At 63.6% G+C, this 16,269-nt stretch carries 13 protein-coding genes and 1 tRNA gene; 7 read left to right on the top strand and 7 right to left on the bottom strand.

What is annotated here, in order from left to right; genetic code table 11:
• Nucleotides 1-7: 7 nt before the first annotated feature.
• Nucleotides 8-2,344: a TonB-dependent receptor gene (locus tag HU772_RS00935; RefSeq protein WP_186662617.1), complete on the bottom strand. Its 2,337-nt coding sequence runs from the start codon at nucleotides 2,342-2,344 to the stop codon at nucleotides 8-10.
• A gap of 192 nt (nucleotides 2,345-2,536) precedes the next feature.
• On the opposite strand from HU772_RS00935, the gene HU772_RS00930 reads away from it, so the two are divergent.
• Nucleotides 2,537-3,442 carry a LysR family transcriptional regulator gene (locus HU772_RS00930; protein ID WP_186662618.1) on the top strand — a complete coding sequence of 302 codons (906 nt, stop codon included), beginning with the start codon at nucleotides 2,537-2,539 and terminating at the stop codon, nucleotides 3,440-3,442.
• A gap of 262 nt (nucleotides 3,443-3,704) precedes the next feature.
• Nucleotides 3,705-4,676, top strand: a complete 972-nt coding sequence (locus HU772_RS00925) for an IS110 family RNA-guided transposase (RefSeq protein WP_217858722.1) — start codon at nucleotides 3,705-3,707, stop codon at nucleotides 4,674-4,676.
• Between the two features lie 87 nt (nucleotides 4,677-4,763).
• On the opposite strand, the gene HU772_RS00920 is transcribed toward HU772_RS00925, so the two are convergent.
• Together HU772_RS00920 and HU772_RS00915 are read right to left on the bottom strand one after the other, a co-directional pair.
• Nucleotides 4,764-5,669: a TauD/TfdA dioxygenase family protein gene (locus HU772_RS00920; protein WP_186662047.1), complete on the bottom strand. Its 906-nt coding sequence runs from the start codon at nucleotides 5,667-5,669 to the stop codon at nucleotides 4,764-4,766.
• Nucleotides 5,670-5,697: 28 nt separating this feature from the next.
• Entirely contained in the window at nucleotides 5,698-6,738 is a 1,041-nt protein-coding gene (locus tag HU772_RS00915) for an ABC transporter substrate-binding protein (protein WP_186662046.1), read from the bottom strand.
• Nucleotides 6,739-7,036: 298 nt separating this feature from the next.
• Here HU772_RS00915 and HU772_RS00910 point away from each other — a divergent pair, with 298 nt between their 5' ends.
• Together HU772_RS00910 and HU772_RS00905 are read left to right on the top strand one after the other, a co-directional pair.
• Complete coding sequence (locus HU772_RS00910; RefSeq protein ID WP_186662045.1) at nucleotides 7,037-8,632, top strand: ABC transporter permease; 1,596 nt, start codon at nucleotides 7,037-7,039, stop codon at nucleotides 8,630-8,632.
• The gene (locus HU772_RS00905) at nucleotides 8,629-9,492 is read left to right on the top strand and encodes an ABC transporter ATP-binding protein (protein WP_186662044.1); all 864 of its coding nucleotides are present in this window, start codon (nucleotides 8,629-8,631) and stop codon (nucleotides 9,490-9,492) included. Before HU772_RS00910 ends, HU772_RS00905 begins: the two co-directional genes overlap by 4 nt.
• Here the strand turns inward: HU772_RS00905 and HU772_RS00900 are convergent.
• Complete coding sequence (locus HU772_RS00900; protein WP_186662043.1) at nucleotides 9,489-12,005, bottom strand: dermonecrotic toxin domain-containing protein; 2,517 nt, start codon at nucleotides 12,003-12,005, stop codon at nucleotides 9,489-9,491. The genes HU772_RS00905 and HU772_RS00900 overlap by 4 nt on opposite strands.
• A 177-nt stretch (nucleotides 12,006-12,182) precedes the next feature.
• Here HU772_RS00900 and HU772_RS00895 point away from each other — a divergent pair.
• The 3 genes from HU772_RS00895 to HU772_RS00885 all read left to right on the top strand — a co-directional run bounded on the left by HU772_RS00895 (nucleotide 12,183) and on the right by HU772_RS00885 (nucleotide 14,790).
• Nucleotides 12,183-12,259 (top strand) — tRNA-Arg (locus HU772_RS00895).
• A gap of 158 nt (nucleotides 12,260-12,417) precedes the next feature.
• Nucleotides 12,418-14,148, top strand: coding sequence for a dipeptidase (locus HU772_RS00890; RefSeq protein ID WP_186662042.1), 1,731 nt, complete (start codon nucleotides 12,418-12,420; stop codon nucleotides 14,146-14,148).
• Nucleotides 14,149-14,352: 204 nt separating this feature from the next.
• The gene (locus HU772_RS00885) at nucleotides 14,353-14,790 is read left to right on the top strand and encodes a CBS domain-containing protein (RefSeq protein ID WP_186662041.1); all 438 of its coding nucleotides are present in this window, start codon (nucleotides 14,353-14,355) and stop codon (nucleotides 14,788-14,790) included.
• Nucleotides 14,791-14,796: 6 nt separating this feature from the next.
• Here HU772_RS00885 and HU772_RS00880 read toward each other — a convergent pair whose 3' ends face one another.
• The 3 genes from HU772_RS00880 to HU772_RS00870 all read right to left on the bottom strand — a co-directional run bounded on the left by HU772_RS00880 (nucleotide 14,797) and on the right by HU772_RS00870 (nucleotide 16,267).
• Nucleotides 14,797-15,435, bottom strand: coding sequence for an NADH:ubiquinone oxidoreductase subunit N (locus HU772_RS00880; RefSeq protein ID WP_186662040.1), 639 nt, complete (start codon nucleotides 15,433-15,435; stop codon nucleotides 14,797-14,799).
• A 70-nt stretch (nucleotides 15,436-15,505) separates the two neighbouring features.
• Nucleotides 15,506-15,748 (bottom strand): DUF2789 domain-containing protein, encoded by a 243-nt coding sequence (locus HU772_RS00875; protein ID WP_186662039.1) that lies wholly within the window; start codon nucleotides 15,746-15,748, stop codon nucleotides 15,506-15,508.
• A 60-nt stretch (nucleotides 15,749-15,808) separates the two neighbouring features.
• Entirely contained in the window at nucleotides 15,809-16,267 is a 459-nt protein-coding gene (locus HU772_RS00870; protein WP_186662038.1) for an aminoacyl-tRNA deacylase, read from the bottom strand.
• Nucleotides 16,268-16,269 lie beyond the last annotated feature (2 nt).

The raw sequence follows: 16,269 nt of genomic DNA, 5'->3' as shown, positions 1-16,269 counted from the left end.
CTTGTGCTCAGAAGTCATAACGGGCGGTGGCGCCCACGGTGCGCGGGGTGCCCAGCACGCCGGCGTAGCCGCCGTTGGCGGAGTTCCACAGGCTGGTGAAGTAGGTCTTGTCGCCGGCGTTCTTCACCCACAGCGACAGGTCGAGCACGCCGTCGCCCTGGTCCAGGCGCACGCCGGTGGAGAGGTTGACGATGGCGTAGCTTGGGATCTGGCCGTAGTCGGAGTCATCGATGGTGCCGACGGCCTTGGAACGGAAGGCGTAGCTGGCACTGACATAGGGCTCGATGCGCTCGGTCAGTTGCCACTTGTATTGGCCATTGAGGTTGGCGATGTACTTGGAAGCACCCACCACCTGGTGGCCGGACAAATCACAGGTGGCGGCGGCGTTGGCCAGGCTGATCTCCGGCGGGCACGGCGCGTCGTCGTACTCGGTGTAGCGCACATCGTTCCACGAGCCGTTGAAGTTCAGCGTCAGCCCGCGCAACGGTGCTGCCGTGGCCTCGAACTCCAGGCCACGGGAGCGCACGCTGCCGGCGTTGGCCAGGTACTGCACGCGGTTGACCTGGTCGTAGACGTTGGCCTGGTAGCCGTGCACTTCGGTCCAGAACAGGTTGGTGTTGAACTGCAGGCGGTTGTCGAACCAGCTGCTCTTGATCCCGAGTTCGGCGTTGTTGGCGCGCTCGGTGCCCACCAGCAGCGAGTCGGTGCCCAGCCGTGGCGCTGCGCCGACGGTGAGGTTGACGCCGCCGGACTTCTCGCCGTGGGACAGGCTGGCATAGCCCAGCAGGTCATCGCTGAAGCGATAGCTCAGGCTCAGCAGGCCGGAGGGCGCAAAGCTGTACTGGTTCAGATCACCCGAATCGTAGGCGCCCACCCGGCCCTGGCGGGCTGCCGCGGCCGCGCCGCTGACCGGCACGCCACCGCTCGGCGCATCGCGGGTCACCCAGGCGCTCTTCTCTTCATAAGTGCCGCGCACCCCGGCGGTGAAGTCCAGGCGCTCGGTGAGGTGCCAGGTGCCCTGGGCGAACAGTGCATAGCTGTCGGTATCGATATGACCATTACCGATCGTGGTGACGTTGGCCAGGGCACCGGCCGGCGTGAGGTTCCAGATATCAGCCTGGGGGCCGTTGTAGGTGAACGACTTGTTGTCCAGGTCCTGCTTGAAGTAATAGGCGCCCAGCACATAGTCGAAGAAACCACCGGTGGGCGAGGCCAGGCGGATTTCCTGGGAATACTGCTTGTCGCGCACCGATACGCCGGCGTTGTAGAACACCGGCACATTGAGTCCGTCGTCGTTGCGCGGGGTGAAGTCCCACCAGCGGTAGGCGCTGATCGAGGTGAGGGTGAAGTCGTTGGGCAGCGTCCAGTTGGCCTCCACCGAGGTGCCGCCCTGGAACACCTTGACCATCTGATCGGAATCGAAATTGACCTTACGGTCCTTGCCCGACACCAGCGTGGCGCCAGCCTGGCGGGCCAGGCTTTCATAGCGGTTCACGCCGTTAAGGGTGGGGCCCGTGCTGTACAGGCTGAGGATGCCGTTATCGGAGTTTTCCTCGTTGTACTCGCCGATCCAGCGCAGGTTGAAGGTTTCGCTGGGCTTGAACAGCAGCTGGGTTCGGAAGCCCTGGCGCTTGCCACCGTTGAGGTCATGCCCGTTGTAGACGTTCTTCACATAGCCGTCGTCCTCGGTGTGGTACGCACTGATGCGCCCGGCCAAGGTATCGGTGAGCGGGCCGGAGAAACTGCCCTGGGTCTGCCAGTAGCCATCCTCGCCCAGCGACGACTGCACGCTGCCTTCCTGGTGGAAGGTCGGCTTGCGCGTGGTGATGTTGAGCACGCCAGCGGTGGTGTTCTTGCCGAACAATGTGCCCTGCGGGCCGCGCAGCACCTCCAGCTGCTCGACATCGAGCAGGTCGAACACCGCCATGCCCGGGCGGCCCAGGTAGACGTTGTCCAGGTACACGCCGACGCTGCCTTCCAGGCCATCGCTGGCCGGGTTGTTGCCCAGGCCGCGAATCGAAATGCTCGACTGGCGGGCGTGCACATACGCGACGTTGGTGCTCGGCACCAATTGCTGCAAGTCCTGCACTCGGTAGATGCGTTGGGTTTCCAGGGTTTCGCTGTTCAACACACTGATCGGCGTGGGCACGCTCTGCGCGCTCTCTTCGCGGCGCCGGGCATTGACGGTGACGGTGCCGAGCTGGGTGTCCCGGGTGGCGGCCGGCACGGCGCCGACGGGATCCTCGGCGAAGCTGCTGCCGGCAGCGGCCAGCAACACACCGGCTGCCAGGGGTTGCAAGGTGAACAACGACGCGCGCGCCGGCCAACGGGAAAGTCGGGACATGCAAGTGCTCCTTGAGGCAAGGGCCCAGGCGAGCATTTCCGTTGGCGGAACCGAATCGCGGTCAGGCGGGCTTATATTCTTTTAAGAGATATAAATATTTGTAATTCATATTTTGTGGAATAAGTAACTCCCTTTATAAGGGTCCCAACCCTTCCCAGCAATTGCATTCCACCGAAAGTTTCCATGTAGAAAATGCATATCGACCTGCGCCAACTTCGCCACTTCATCGCCCTTGTCGAGCACCGCAGCTTCGTCGGCGCGGCAGCGGCGGTGAACCTCTCGCAATCGGCCTTCAGCCGCAGCATCCAGACGCTGGAACACAACGTCGGCTGCCGCCTGGTCGACCGCGCCAGCAAGGAGCTGGCGCCGACCCGCCAGGGCCTGCTGGTGCTGGAACATTCGCGGCGGCTGGTGCATGGCGCGCACAATCTGGTCAACGAGATCAACCAGTTCAACGGTGCTACCACCGGGGTGGTGCGCTTCGGCTCGGGGCCGGCGCCGGCCGGGGGCCTGGTGCCACGGGCGGTGGCACGCTTCGTGGCCGAATATCCAGCGGCGCGCACGTGCTTCCAGGTGGATAACTGGCAGGCGTTGAACCGCCGCCTGATGGCCGAGGAGATCGAGTTCTTCGTCGCCGATACCCGTCAGTTCGAGGCCGACCCGGACTACCAGGTGCACAAGCTGGCGCCACAGCGCTGGCACTTCTGCTGCCGGGCCGGGCATCCGCTGACCGAGCTTGCCGAGGTGCGTGCGCGGGACCTGTTCAACTATCCGTTGGCGACCACCTTCCGCCCGCCGAACATCCGCAAGATCCTCAGCGACCTCAGTGGGCGGCAGGACTTCCTGCCCAGTGTCGAGTGCGAGCATGGCTATGCATTGCTCAACGTGGTGCTGCACTCGAACACCATCGGCATCGCCTGCAGTGCGAACTTGCGGCCTTATGAAGGGCTGGTGGCACTTAGGCTGGTGGACCTGGCGCCGGAGCAGGAGGAGGCGTTCTATACCCGCTATGGGGTGGTGAGCCGGGTGGGGTATGGCTTGTCGGCGCTGGCGCGGGGGTTGGTGAGGCAGTTGATTGCCTGTGATAGCGAGTCATAGGCCTTTCGCGGCGCAAGGCCGCTCCTTGTATCTCGACTTTCGCCTCCCTAGAGGCGAAAGTTCTCGACTGATCATCGAGGGAAGGCCTTGAAGCAGAGCCGCTCCAAGGGCATCAAGCCCGCACTGTAGATAACGCTCTGGTCTTCCAACCCCACTCGACGAGTTCGAACGGTATCTAGTGCCCGCCCCCGGCGTGAGCACGCATTAACAAGGTTGAACTGAGTGTAGGGTGATCGACTTTCGTAGTTTGAAGGAGGAGATCATGTCCGTCTTTGTTGGCGTTGATGTCGCCAAAAAATCTTTCGACATTGCCATCCCGCTCCCCAATGGCAAGATGCGCACCAAAGCCAAGCTGTCCAATGATCCTGGAGGGTTCAGGCAGTTTAGCGACTGGCTTGAGCGCCATGCTGAACCAGGCGCCTGGATTGTTATGGAGGCTACAGGCATCTATCACGAAGCGCTGGCCGAGCACTGTCACAACCAAGGTTATCGGGTGTGCATTCTGAACCCGGCGGTGATTGCGAAATTCGCTGACGTGGAGCTTCGGCGCGTCAAAACAGATAAGGCTGACGCCAAAGTCATTGCTGCCTATGGCCAACAAAAGGCTGTCTCGCTTCGCCAGTGGGAGCCTGAGCCCCCTGCGCAGCGCCGCTTGCGTGCTCTGGTGCGGCGACTGGACGACCTCAAGGAAATGCGCCAGATGGAGCAGAATCGTTTGGATGTCGCACTAGATGCGGTACAGCAGTCGATTCAAGACGTAATCGGGCACATCAACGAAGAGCTGGAAAAGACCAGGAAGGCCATCGAGCAGACGATCGATGATGATCCAGACCTGCGCAAGCGACGTGAGCTGATTACCTCGATTGATGGTTTGGGTGACACCACTGCTACGTTGCTGCTCGCCGAACTGGGCGATCCACTGAAATACCAAAGCCCTTCTGCGATTGTCGCGTTTTCAGGCTTAAACCCAGTGGTGCAGCAATCGGGAGAGTTCATAGGTAAGAGCACTATTTCGCGTACAGGCGCCTCAAGGCTGCGTGCAGGCTTGTGGATGTCAGGCACTGTCTCAATCAGACATAACCCTGTTGTGAAGGAACTGGCAGAGCGGTTGAGCAGCCGGCACAAAGCTTACAAACAGATCGTCTGCGCGGCGATGCGCAAGCTGCTGCACCTGGTTTACGGGGTGGTGAAGTCGGGGATACCGTTTGACCCCAAAATCCCTCTTGCGGGGTGAGAGTCAAGACGGTATCTACAGACAATCGCATGATCCTGTAGGAGCGGCCTCGTACCGCGAAAGGGCCGCAAGGCGGCCCCAACGATCTCAGCCCTTGCGCGTGCTCCGGCTAAGCTGCCCATCCACCCCCACCGGCACCTCGCCGGCCAGGGTCACCCGGCGCACGATGCGCGGCTGGGTGCCGTAGTCATCCACCGCGTAATGCTGGGTCGCGCGGTTGTCCCAGATCGCCACGTCCCCCGCCTGCCAGCGCCAGCGCACGGTGTTCTCCAGGCGCGTCACATGCCCCTGCAGCAACGCGAACAGATGCTGCGAGTCAGCCAGCGAATAGTCCTTGATGCGCTTGACGAAGTGCCCCAGCTGCAACGTCCGCTCGCCGCTGATCGGGTGCACCCGTACCACCGGGTGCTCGGTTTCGTACACGGTCGAGGTGAATACCTTGCGATAGCGCTCGAGCTTGGCCGGGTCGACGTCAGGCTTGACGCTGGCGTAGTCGTATTCGTTGCTGTGCACCGCCCACAGCTGGTCGGCCAGGGCACGCAACGGCTCGGGCAACTCCTGGTAGGCCGCGGCGGTGTTGGCCCACACCGTGTCGCCGCCGGCGGCCGGCGCCACCACGCTGCGCAGGATCGAGGCCTTGGGGTAGGCATCGACGAAGGTCACGTCGGTATGCCAGGAGTTGGCCCGCTGTCCTTCGGCACCGTCGAGCTGGAGCAGGTAGCTGGTGCCGTCCACCACCGGCACGGTGGGGTGGGCGATGGGCTCGCCGAGCAATTGGGCGAAGGCTTCCTGGCCCACGTCATCCAGATGGGTCTGGGCCCGGAAGAAGATCACCTTGTGTCGCACCAGCGCCGCCTGGATGGCGTCGACAGTGGCCGGATCGAGGTCGGCGGACAGCTTGATGCCACGGATCTCGGCGCCGATGCGCCCGGCGACGGGGTGGATGTCCAGCTCGAGAGGTTGTGGCGCGGAGGCCAATGCAGCGTTGCTCATGATTGTGCTCCTCAGGGTTGTTGTCGGCTCAGCGGGCGGCCTGGATGGCCTGGTCCTGTTGCAGGGCCGCGTCGAGAAAACGCGGTTCGATCCAGTCGGCGACCTGGAAGCCGCGGCGGATCAGACGCTCCTTGGCGGCCAAGTCCACGCCCTGTTGCAACAGGCTCACGAAGCCGGCGTCCAGGCGCGGGTCGAAATAATTGGCGAGGTTTTCCTGGGCCAGGTCGTCGCGCAAGATCGCCTGTGGCCAGTTGGCGGTGCTGGCCACCAGGGCGATGTAGGCGTCGCGGTTGTGCTCATCGCGTAGCCACTGCACCGCCTGCTGCTGGGCGTTGACCAGGCGCTGGGTGAGGTCGGGATGCTGGCGGATGAAATCGCCGGTACCCAGCAGCACCGCCTGGGTGCTGCCGGCGCCTTCGAGGTCACGGGAGTTGACCGGCAGTTCGACCAGGCCCCGCTCACGCAGCGACAACAGGTTCGACAGGCCCCAGGTGGCGTCGATCTGCTTGGCGGCCAGGGCGGCATTGGCCGCGTTGAAATCCAGGTTGATGACTTTCAGCTCGCGCTCGGACAAGCCCTGGCTGGCCAGGGCACTGGCGAACGACAACTGGTTGGCCGTGCCGCGGAACACCGCCACACGCTTGCCCTTGAGGTCTTGCAGGCTGTGGATGCCCGACCCCGGCACCACGCCGAGGTAACTCTTCACCCCACGCACCCCGGCCGACAGCACGCGGGTGTCCAGACCGTTGGCCTTGCCGATGATCGCGGCCAGGTCGCCCAGGTAGGCGAAGTCCGCCTGGCCGTTGGCCAATGCCTCGTTGACCACCGGGCCGGCCCCCTTGAAGAAGCGCCAGTCGATACGGATGCCGTCCTTGGCGAATTCTTTTTCCAGCAGTTGCTGGTCGCGCAGCACGTCCACCACGCCGCCAGCGGCGGGCTTGCTGCCGGCACTCAGGTCGGGCACGGCAATGCGGATCACGTCGGGCTGGGCGGCATCGGCAACCGCGGGCAGGGCCCCCAGCAGGGCGACGAACAAGGGGGTGAGCAAGTGGCGGAAGACGGTTCTCATGGCAAGGCTCCTTGGCAGGCTGCCACCGGCGATGGCCGGCGCTTTGGCCAGAAGCTAGGCCGATCGAGTTAGAACCGACAAAGATCAAAACTTCATTTTTTAGTAACCAAAAAACATAAACGAGACGCCATGCGGCTCTGCGAGGGACTTGCGCGCAGCGCATGGAAAATATGAGGAAAACGCAACGAGGCAGGGCTTTCACAGGTGCCAGGCACATGCTCTTATCTCAGGATGTACATTTGTGTGAATTTTTAATTCCATAAGTGAATAAACAAGGAACGATTCGAAGGAGGGCCCGATGAGCGAGGTATCGAGCAGCAGCCTGCGACATCTCTGGAGGCCGCTACGCAGCCCTTTCACGGCAAGACACCGCGACCGCGGGTACAGGATTACGCCGTGGCTGCTGCCCTTGGCCCTGGCGGCGCTCTGGGTCGTGGCCAGCCACGCGCACTGGATGAGCGAACAGATTCTCCCGGCGCCAGGCCTGGTTTGGCAGACCGCGCTGGAGTTCGGCTCCGGCGAACTGTGGGGCCACCTGTGGATAAGCCTGCAGCGGCTGTGCTGGGGGCTGCTGGCGGGGATCTCCAGCGGCCTGCTGCTGGGCACCTGGCTGGGCGGCTCGCGGCGCGCGCAAACCTGGGTGCTGCCGACCTTCGTGGCCCTGGCGCAGATCCCCACCCTGGCCTGGATCCCGCTGTTCATGCTGTTCTTCGGCATCGGCGAGCTGCTCAAGCTGGTGGTGCTGGTCAAGGCGGTGGTGGTGCCGGTCACACTGCATACCCTGGTTGGTGTACGTGATGCCCAGCCCAAGCTGCGCGAAGCCGCCGCCACCTTGCGCCTGCCGCGCCACCTGCTGTTCCTGCGCTTGTTGCTGCCGGCCGCCCTGCCGGCCTTCCTCGCGGGCGTGCGCCTGGCCTTGGCCGCCGGTTGGACCTCATTGCTGGCGGTGGAACTGCTGGCCTCCAGCGAGGGCATCGGCTACCTGATGGTCTGGGGTCGACAGTTGTTCATGCTCGACCTGGTATTCCTGTGCATCCTGCTGATCGGTTTGGTCGGCGCATTGCTGGACCGAGGCTTCTCAGGCCTGGAACGCCGGCTGCTGTACTGGCCGCAGCCGGCCACTGGCGAACAGGTGCGCGGGCCGAGCCCACGAGGCTGGCAGAGCCTGTTGCTGCCGATGGCGCTGCTGGCGCTGTGGCAGGCCAGCAGCAGCTTCGGCTGGATCGATGGCAACATCCTCACCTCGCCACTGCAGGTGCTACGCAGCTTGCAGGACGGCCTGCTGGACGGTTCGTTGCCCGAAGCCCTGCGCCTGAGCCTGCAACGCACCTTGGCTGGCCTACTGCTCGGTGGTGGCGCCGGCTTAATCCTGGGCCTGCTGCTGGGGTTGTCGCAGGGCGCCGAGCGCCTGCTCGGCCCGAGCCTGTCAGCGCTGCGCCAAGTCGCGTTGTTCGCCTGGGTCCCACTGCTCACTGCCTGGTTCGGCCTGGGTGAGGGCGCCAAGCTGGTCTTCGTTGGCCTGGCGGCGTTCTTCCCGCTGCTGATTGCCACCCAACGCGGTATCGCCAGCCTGTCGCCGCAGCTCGGCGAGGCCGCCAGGACACTGCGCCTGAACCTGGCGCAACGCCTGCGCTTGCTGGTGTTGCCAGGGGCCGCCCCGGCGATCTTCGCCGGTGCCCGGCTGTCATTGATCTACGCCTGGCTCGGCACCATCGGCGCCGAGTACTTCATGCCCTCCGACGGCGGCATCGCCAGCCTGATGATCGGCGCCCAACAGTTGTTCCGCATGGACCAGGTGATGGCCGCCATGGTCCTGATCGGCCTGGTCGGCGCCCTGCTCGGCCATCTCGGCCAATCCCTCGAATCACGCGCCACGCGCTGGAGAACCGCATGAACGCCTTCATCACCCCGGCCCTGCACGCGGCCAACCAAGCCGATGCCACGCCACCGCTGGTCAGCTTCGAGCGGGTCGGCAAGGCCTTCACGGTCGATGGCCAGTCATTCGAGGCCATCCGCGATTTCGACCTGTCGATCAATGAGGGCGAATTCATCGCCATCGTCGGTGCGTCCGGCTGTGGCAAGTCCACCCTGCTGCGCCTGCTGGTGGGGCTGGACACCGAGTACAAGGGCAGTATCCAGGTCGATGGCCAGCCCGTCGGCGGCATCAGCGGCGAACGTGGCATCGTGTTCCAGGAACACCGTCTGTTCCCCTGGCTGACGGTGGAACAGAACATTGGCCTGGGCCTGGCGACCGAAAAACTGACCCAAGGCGAGCGCGCGCGGCGTGTGCACGAGTTCGTGCAACTGGTGGGTCTGGTCGGCTTCGAGTCGGCCTACCCACACCAGTTGTCCGGCGGCATGGCCCAGCGCGTGGCGATCGCCCGCGGCCTGGTGGCCAGCCCCCGGATCCTGTTGCTGGACGAGCCCTTCGGCGCCCTCGACGCCCTCACCCGCCAACAGTTGCAGGATGAACTGCTGGCGATTCGCAAGCGTTCGGGGGTCACCATCCTGCTGGTCACCCACGATGCCGAGGAGGCGACCTACCTGGCTGACCGGGTGGTGGTGCTGGAACCACGTCCCGGGCGTATCAAGGCCGTGGTGGCAATCGACCTGCCGCACCCGCGCCAGCGCACGGGTGCGGCCTTGCACGGGCTGCGCGAGAAGGTACTGCTACAGATCACCGGGGGCGTCGGTCATCGCCCGCCCCCGGCACGCCGGATCGAAGGGCTGCGTCCCGAGCTGATCGCCCTCTAGGCCTCAGGCCATTGGCTGGCCGGGAAACAGCGCTCCACCAGCTTGTCGTACTGGACCCGCTCAAGATAGGCCTGCCGATCGAACGGCAGGCCGCTGCGCATATCGAAGACCCGCTCGCCCTGCGCCTGCTCGACCTCGCGCAACCTGAAGCGCAGGAAGCGATAGTGCTGGCCAGCGATGTCGCGGACCGATTCGATGCGGAACAAGCGCCCCGGCGTGAACAGCACCTCCGACTCCTGCCACTGCGTCATCGGCGCGACGGGTACCCCCGTGACCTTGCCGTCGTTGACCAGTTCGTAGAACACGGTGTGCTCGTCGAACTGGCCGGTGATTTCCTCCAGGGGCCGCCCGACAGAGGACTTGTCCACCATGAACCGCCGGGGAATGTAGGGGTTCTCGGTAAACGAGGTGATGTCGGTGCTGACCAACAGGTCGCCCGGCCCTACCGCGCCCGCCCGATAGTGCGCGGCCAGCCCTGAGCGCCCGCCTCGCACGCCACGCCACAGCAACGGCGCCGTCGAACGCGGCAGCTCGGCCATCGAGGCGAAGAGGTTGTCCAGGTAGTGCATCAACTCGGGGAGCTGGACGAACGTCGGTCGGGGCCGAGTGGCGGAGAACAGGTCATTGATCTTGGACATCTGGCCGCTGTACTGCTCGAGCAGGCTGTTGTGGACATCGCCTTCATGCCAGAACGTGTAGTGCGTCGTGCCGTTGACCGTGACGCAAGGATTGCCCTGGGTATCCATGGGCGCCATGTGGCCGACGAATTCCGGCAGGTTGCCTGATCGGAGCAGCGCCCGCTGCTGGGCCTCGATGCGCCTTGCCAATGCCTGGCTTTGCACCTCGTCGGCATCCATGTAGACATTCCAGAAGTCCGTGACGAGCGCGTCCAGGTCGCCTTCGGGGGCGAGCAGCTGCCAGGCGCCTCCCTCGCCCAGGCGCACGGGCAGGGCTGGCATCAGGCCGTAGGGTGCCCGTTCATGGGTCACCACCCAGCTGTCCAGTTGTGTATCGAAGCGGGTGCGCAGGCTCAGGTCGTTCATCTCGATCCAGGTCGCTCCCTGCGCATCGACCTCCACCCCCTGGAAGCGCCCAGGCGTCTGTATGGGGTTGCCAGCGCGACGCGCACTGGCGAATGGCACCAGCTCCTCACCGGTCGCGCTCATCGGCAACCATGCCTTCGGCGTCGCCTTGAGCACCTGCGGCGCGGCGCGATAGCCAACCGCGCTCGCCCCCACCGCGACATCCAGGCTTGTCAGTACCACCGCCAGCGCATCGGCGAACGCACTGAGAAAGGCTTCCCAGCGCTGTTTTTCATTGGTGGCGACCAACGACGCCCGCACATCCAATGCCACGCTGACCATGCCCAGGCCCACCATGAACAAGCTGAACGGCCAGAACAGCAAAGTGAACGAGCCGAAAACCCGGGTGGCCGCAGTGATGTAGTCGTGCCAGTGCTGCGTATCCAGCGCCTCGTTGCTGACAATAATCCGGTGCTGGGCGTTCAGGTCCTCCTGGGTCATGCGCTTGAGCTGCGCGAACAGGTCGCCGGTGACTTCCTTCCCGGTGCCGAAAGGCCACCAGGGCGAGACGGGGATGCGCCCTTGCCACGCTCTCCTCAAGCGAAACTCACGGCGCTCGGCGGCACTCGCCAGCCAACCCGGCGGGTGCAACTGATCGAACCATTGCTGGGCATCCGGCGCGCTGACGCGCTCGCGAACCCAGGCCACCAGTTGCGCAATGTCAGCAAATGCCTGCAGAACCGTCGGAGCGGTTGGGGTGTACAGCAGTATCCGGCCGTCTGCGGTGGTCAACGTCAACAGATGCCCCCCGCCCTGCACTTCATACTGGCGAATCTTGAAGCGGCTGTCCGGCACCTTGTTCCGCAGTGTCTCGAGCCCCACTGGCCCCTCTGCCTCAAGGCCTAGCCAGGCCCGCAGGCGCTCGGCGTCGAAGGGTTCGATATGCCCTTGCGCCAAACTCTGCTGGATCTGCTGAACGAAGCTGACCTTGGCCAGCATCTCGAATGCGCTGCCGTTCAGCGCCCAGAAATCCGCCGTGCGTTGTTCGACCCGAGCCGCGAAATCCAATGCGCGCATGTCTTCCTTGACCTTGATCGGGTCCAGCTCCAGCTGGTTATCGACACCGTAGGCATCGGCGCTGCCGTCCTGGCGGTAGAAGCCGCCGTAGACCGGGAGCAGGTCGACCGCCCACTGGAACCCTTCATCGAAGCGGCTGATCCACAACTGGGTGAGTGTCAGGGAAAGCCGGGGTTTTCCAGTGTGCTGCCAACCCGTGAATGTCGGCCCATTCGTCGCGTTGTCGAAGACATGCCACCAGACCTGGTCGGGATCCGGCGACTGTGGATGGTGCTCACGCAGGTACTCGCCTGCGGCCTGACGCGCCAGGCTGAAGACATCGGGCCAGGTTTCGGCGAATTGCCGGGCATTGTCCATGAGCGCCCAGGCGCCGCTCAGCTCGGCAAGGTCATGTTGAACATGTGCGGTATTCATTGGTATGAACCCAAGAAATGAATGAATCCTGAATGGGCCATGCCGCCCATGACTGCTGGCGGTAGCTATGTACCGCACTGACTCATGCGACCTGAACATCACTGACCGGCTGCGGAAAACGACTACAGATCAAGGCGATGGACGCCATCGACCCATATGGGTATCATGCGCCCCGTTGCACTCGTAGCTCAGCTGGATAGAGTACTGCCCTCCGAAGGCAGGGGTCGTGGGTTCGAATCCCGCCGAGTGCGCCATCTTCAGAAAGCCCTGGGGCATTGCCCCGGGGCTTTTTCGTTTGTGCGTGACTGCACAGTGCCACCTCTCCCGCGGCGGGAGCATTGGTGTTAGCGTGGGCATCTTCCCGTTTGCGTAAACGGGCACCCTCCCCACTTGCAAAGGAATGCGCACGCCCATGCCATTTACCAAGCTTTCCGCCGCGTCCGTGCTGCTGGCCAGCGTGGCCCTGCTCTCGCTCCCGGCCCAGGCCAATCTGTCGCAGCAGCAATCCGCCGCTATCATCAAAGCCTACGACGGCAGCAATCCGGCCGACTTCAAGCAGTTCCTCGGCAAGCTGGCCGGCAGCGACCTGGCCAAGGCCGACAAGCTCGACGCGACCCTCAAGACCTACCTGGCCGGCAAGCCGCTGAACGCCGAGCAGCAGGATGAGATCAACCGCCTGCTGGGCCTGTACACCCGCATCAAGTACGGCAAGGCCGCCACCGAGACCCTGCGCGAACTGGTGGCGATCCCCACTGTGCGCAAAGAGGGTGTGCCGCAGCACGAGAACCCGGAATTCCTCAAGATCGCCGACAAGATCAAGGCCCTGGCCGAGGGCTTTGGCCTGCAGTTCCGCAACATCGACAACCGCGTCTACGAAATCACCCTGGGCGAAGGCAAGGAAGTGATCGGTATCCACGCCCACGCCGACGTGGTGCCGGTCAACCCGGACAACTGGAAGCTCAAGGACGGCACCAAGCTCGACCCGTTCAAGGTCACCCTGGTGGGCGATCGCATGTACGGCCGCGGCACCGAGGACGACAAGAACGGTATCGTCGTCGCACTGTACGCACTGAAAGTGGCCAAGGACGAGAAACTGCCCCTGGCGCGCCAATTCAAGCTGCTGGTGGACACCACCGAGGAAACCACTGGCGACGCCATCCCCTACTACTTCGAACGCAACGCCACCCCTGACTACAACCTGGCGCTGGACGGCGGCTATCCGGTGGTGATCGCCGAAAAAGGCTACGGCACCGTCATGGCCACCTTCACCAAGCGTGCTGGCACAGGCTCAGGTGCCGAGGTGATTGGCCTGACCGGTGGCCTGGCCACCAACCAGATCCCCGGCAGCTCGGTGGCCACACTGGTTGGCGACCAGCCCGCCGAACTGGCCAAGTCCCTGGAAAAAGCCGGCAGCGAATACGTCAAGCAGCACGGTGGTGATTTCAGCATCGACGCCAAGGCTGATGGCAAGCAGGTGCTGCTGACCGTGACCGGCGTATCGGCGCACTCCTCCGAGCCCGAGTCCGGGGTCAACCCGGTGGCGCGCATGCTCGACTTCCTCAACGGCGTACAGAAGCAGGTACCGCTCAAGCACAACCACATCACTGATGCGGCGCGTTATGCCAGCGATAACTGGGGGCTGGACTACCTGGGCAACAAGCTCGGCGTTGGCTTCAAGGACGACTTCATGGGCCCGCTGACCACCTCGCTGACCTTTGTCGGCCTGGATGACAAAGCCCTCAAGCTGGCGGTGAACCTGCGCATTCCCAAGGGCAAGCCGCTGGAAACCCTCAAGACCGAGATCTCCGACAAGCTCGGAGACTGGGCGCGCAGCAGCCACACTTCGGTGGCCTTCGACTACAGCCTCGACGAGCCGATGTACCGCAACCCGGAAGGCGAGTGGGTCAAGGCGCTGCTGGCAGTGGCCAGCGAGAACCTGGGCATGAAGCACGAATTCGGCACTTCTGCCGGCGCCACCTCGGTACACGACCTGCCCAACGGCGTGCAGTTCGGCCTGGCCATGCCGGACGTGAAGTACACCGGGCACAACGACAACGAGTTCAAGACCGTGGAGCAGTTCATGCTCGATCTGCAGGTGGTCAGCGAAATGGTCGCGCGCCTGGGGCAGATGCCCAAGCTCTGATACTCCGCCCAGGGCCGCATCGCGGCCCTTTTGCCAACCACCGCGCCACATGGTTTGAGGCCTGCTCGGCCGCTGCGTGAAGATGGCTTGCCAGCATGACGTTTTTCAATCACCTCGATGCCGTTTCCTGCATTGCCGTGCAGAGCGCCGTGCCGGATGCTTTATTTACTCCGACACATCGCGTTTCCACCCACCGAGGCCCGTATGAAGAACGTCGAACAAATCCTCAAAGCCAAAGCCCAGCACCACAGCGTCTACACCATCAGCCCTGACGACACGGTGCTGGATGCCCTGAAGCTGCTGGCGGAGAAGAATGTCGGCGCGCTGCCGGTGGTGGAGAACGACCAGGTCGTGGGAATCGTCAGCGAACGTGACTACGCTCGCAAGCTGGTGCTCAAGGGGCGCTCCTCGGCAGCCACGCCGGTGCGCGAGATCATGAGCTCGCCGGTGGTCACCGTGGAGCCCAAGCATAACCTCGAGTACTGCATGAACCTGATGACCAACCGTCACCTGCGCCACCTGCCGGTGGTTCACGAAGGCAAGCTGCTGGGCCTGTTGTCGATTGGCGACCTGGTCAAGGAAACCATCGCCGAACAAGCCAACCTGATCCTGCAATTGGAGCAGTACATTCGCGGCGAATGACCCTGCTCAGTGATAGGCGCGCTCCAGTTCGTCCAGCTGATGGTCGAAGCTGCGCAAGCGCGCAGACCAGGTGTACACCAGTACTTCCAGATCGCGATTGAGCACGGCGGTATTACCGCCGTCACGCGCGGGAGCATCGCACAGGTCAAGCTGATAGCGCTCGCGGGCCATGGCCGTGGCGACGCTTGACAGGTCGCGAGCGTTGGCCAGCCAGTGGTGGTGATGGTCGTGGATTTCCCGGTCAAGCTCGCGGCACTGGCGCTTGAGGGCATCGAGGCTCTGCTCCAGGGGGGTGCCCTTGAGTTCGCCCATGACCTCTTCGAAGGTTCGCCCGGAGTGCCAGTAACTGCCCCAGAAGTAGCGGTCGAACACTGTCTCGACCCGACGCAGGGCAACCTTGGTGTTCCAGATGGTCAGCAACGTTCGTCCCTGGGCCACCTCGCGCTTGTTCAGGTGCAACTGCTGCCAGGCGATCCAGGCCAGGCCACAGAGCGCCACCGCCCCGGTCACGGCGGCGGCGGCATAGAGAAACTGCAGGGCATGGTTCATCGTGTGGGTGTGCCGGATACCGTAGAAGTAGCCGGCAGTCAGGGTGCCCAGGACCGTCACGGTGCACCAGAACCCTGGTGCGTAGGGATCTTTCATTGCGCCATCCCCTGTTGTTTTCCCTGAGCATAGCAACCACCCGATCACCCATCAGGTGCCGCTCGGCGCTTTATTGGCGGGGGCGACGCAAGGCTTCGTTGAGTTGATCGAACAACTCCGCCCAGTCGGCATCCTCAAGGATGCTGTCCCGCAGAAAAGAGCGCTGGGCCTCGTTCCAGAAAGGTGCATCCACCAGTTTCACATCCCCCTTGAGCGGTGAGTGGCTGGTGATGAACTGGTCGATGCCCAGCGCATCGTCCGGCAGGCCCAGTTGCTTGAACAGTTCGGAAAACTTGTGGATCGGCGCTTCCATGATTCACTCCTGTAGCCGGGCAGGGCGTCCACGACGCCAACCCGGCGTGGGTTGCGAGCATCAGCTCAATTCGCGCACTTCGGCGTGCGGCACCAGTTTCAAGTATTGCTCCATGCTCATGTGGATAAGGTGATCGTGGTCACCTGCCTCGAGATAGACATCGCCCTGATGGGTAAGACGCCGATCGAGCAGCATGGGGATGTTGTAGGCATCGCCCAGGGCCGGGATGGCACCGCGCTCGCAATCACCAAACAGGCTTGGCAGGTTGCTTTCGCGCGTCAGTTGCCAGGCACCGGTCATGCGCACTTCGCTCATGTCCAGGTGTCGGCTGGCCGGCAGCACGGCCATGATGTAGTTGCCATGGCGGTCGTCGAGCATCACCGACTTGGCGACCCGCTCGGCGGGTACGCCGGCCGTGCGCGCCGACTCCAGGCTGGTGGCCGAATGGGGATGGGAAATGATGTCGTAGTCGCAGTTGGCCTGGTCCAGGCGCTGCTGCAGGGTCTTGGCCATTCGCATGT

Source organism: Pseudomonas xantholysinigenes (assembly GCF_014268885.2).
GTDB lineage: Bacteria > Pseudomonadota > Gammaproteobacteria > Pseudomonadales > Pseudomonadaceae > Aquipseudomonas > Aquipseudomonas xantholysinigenes.
This window is presented reverse-complemented; position numbering and strand designations above follow the sequence as displayed.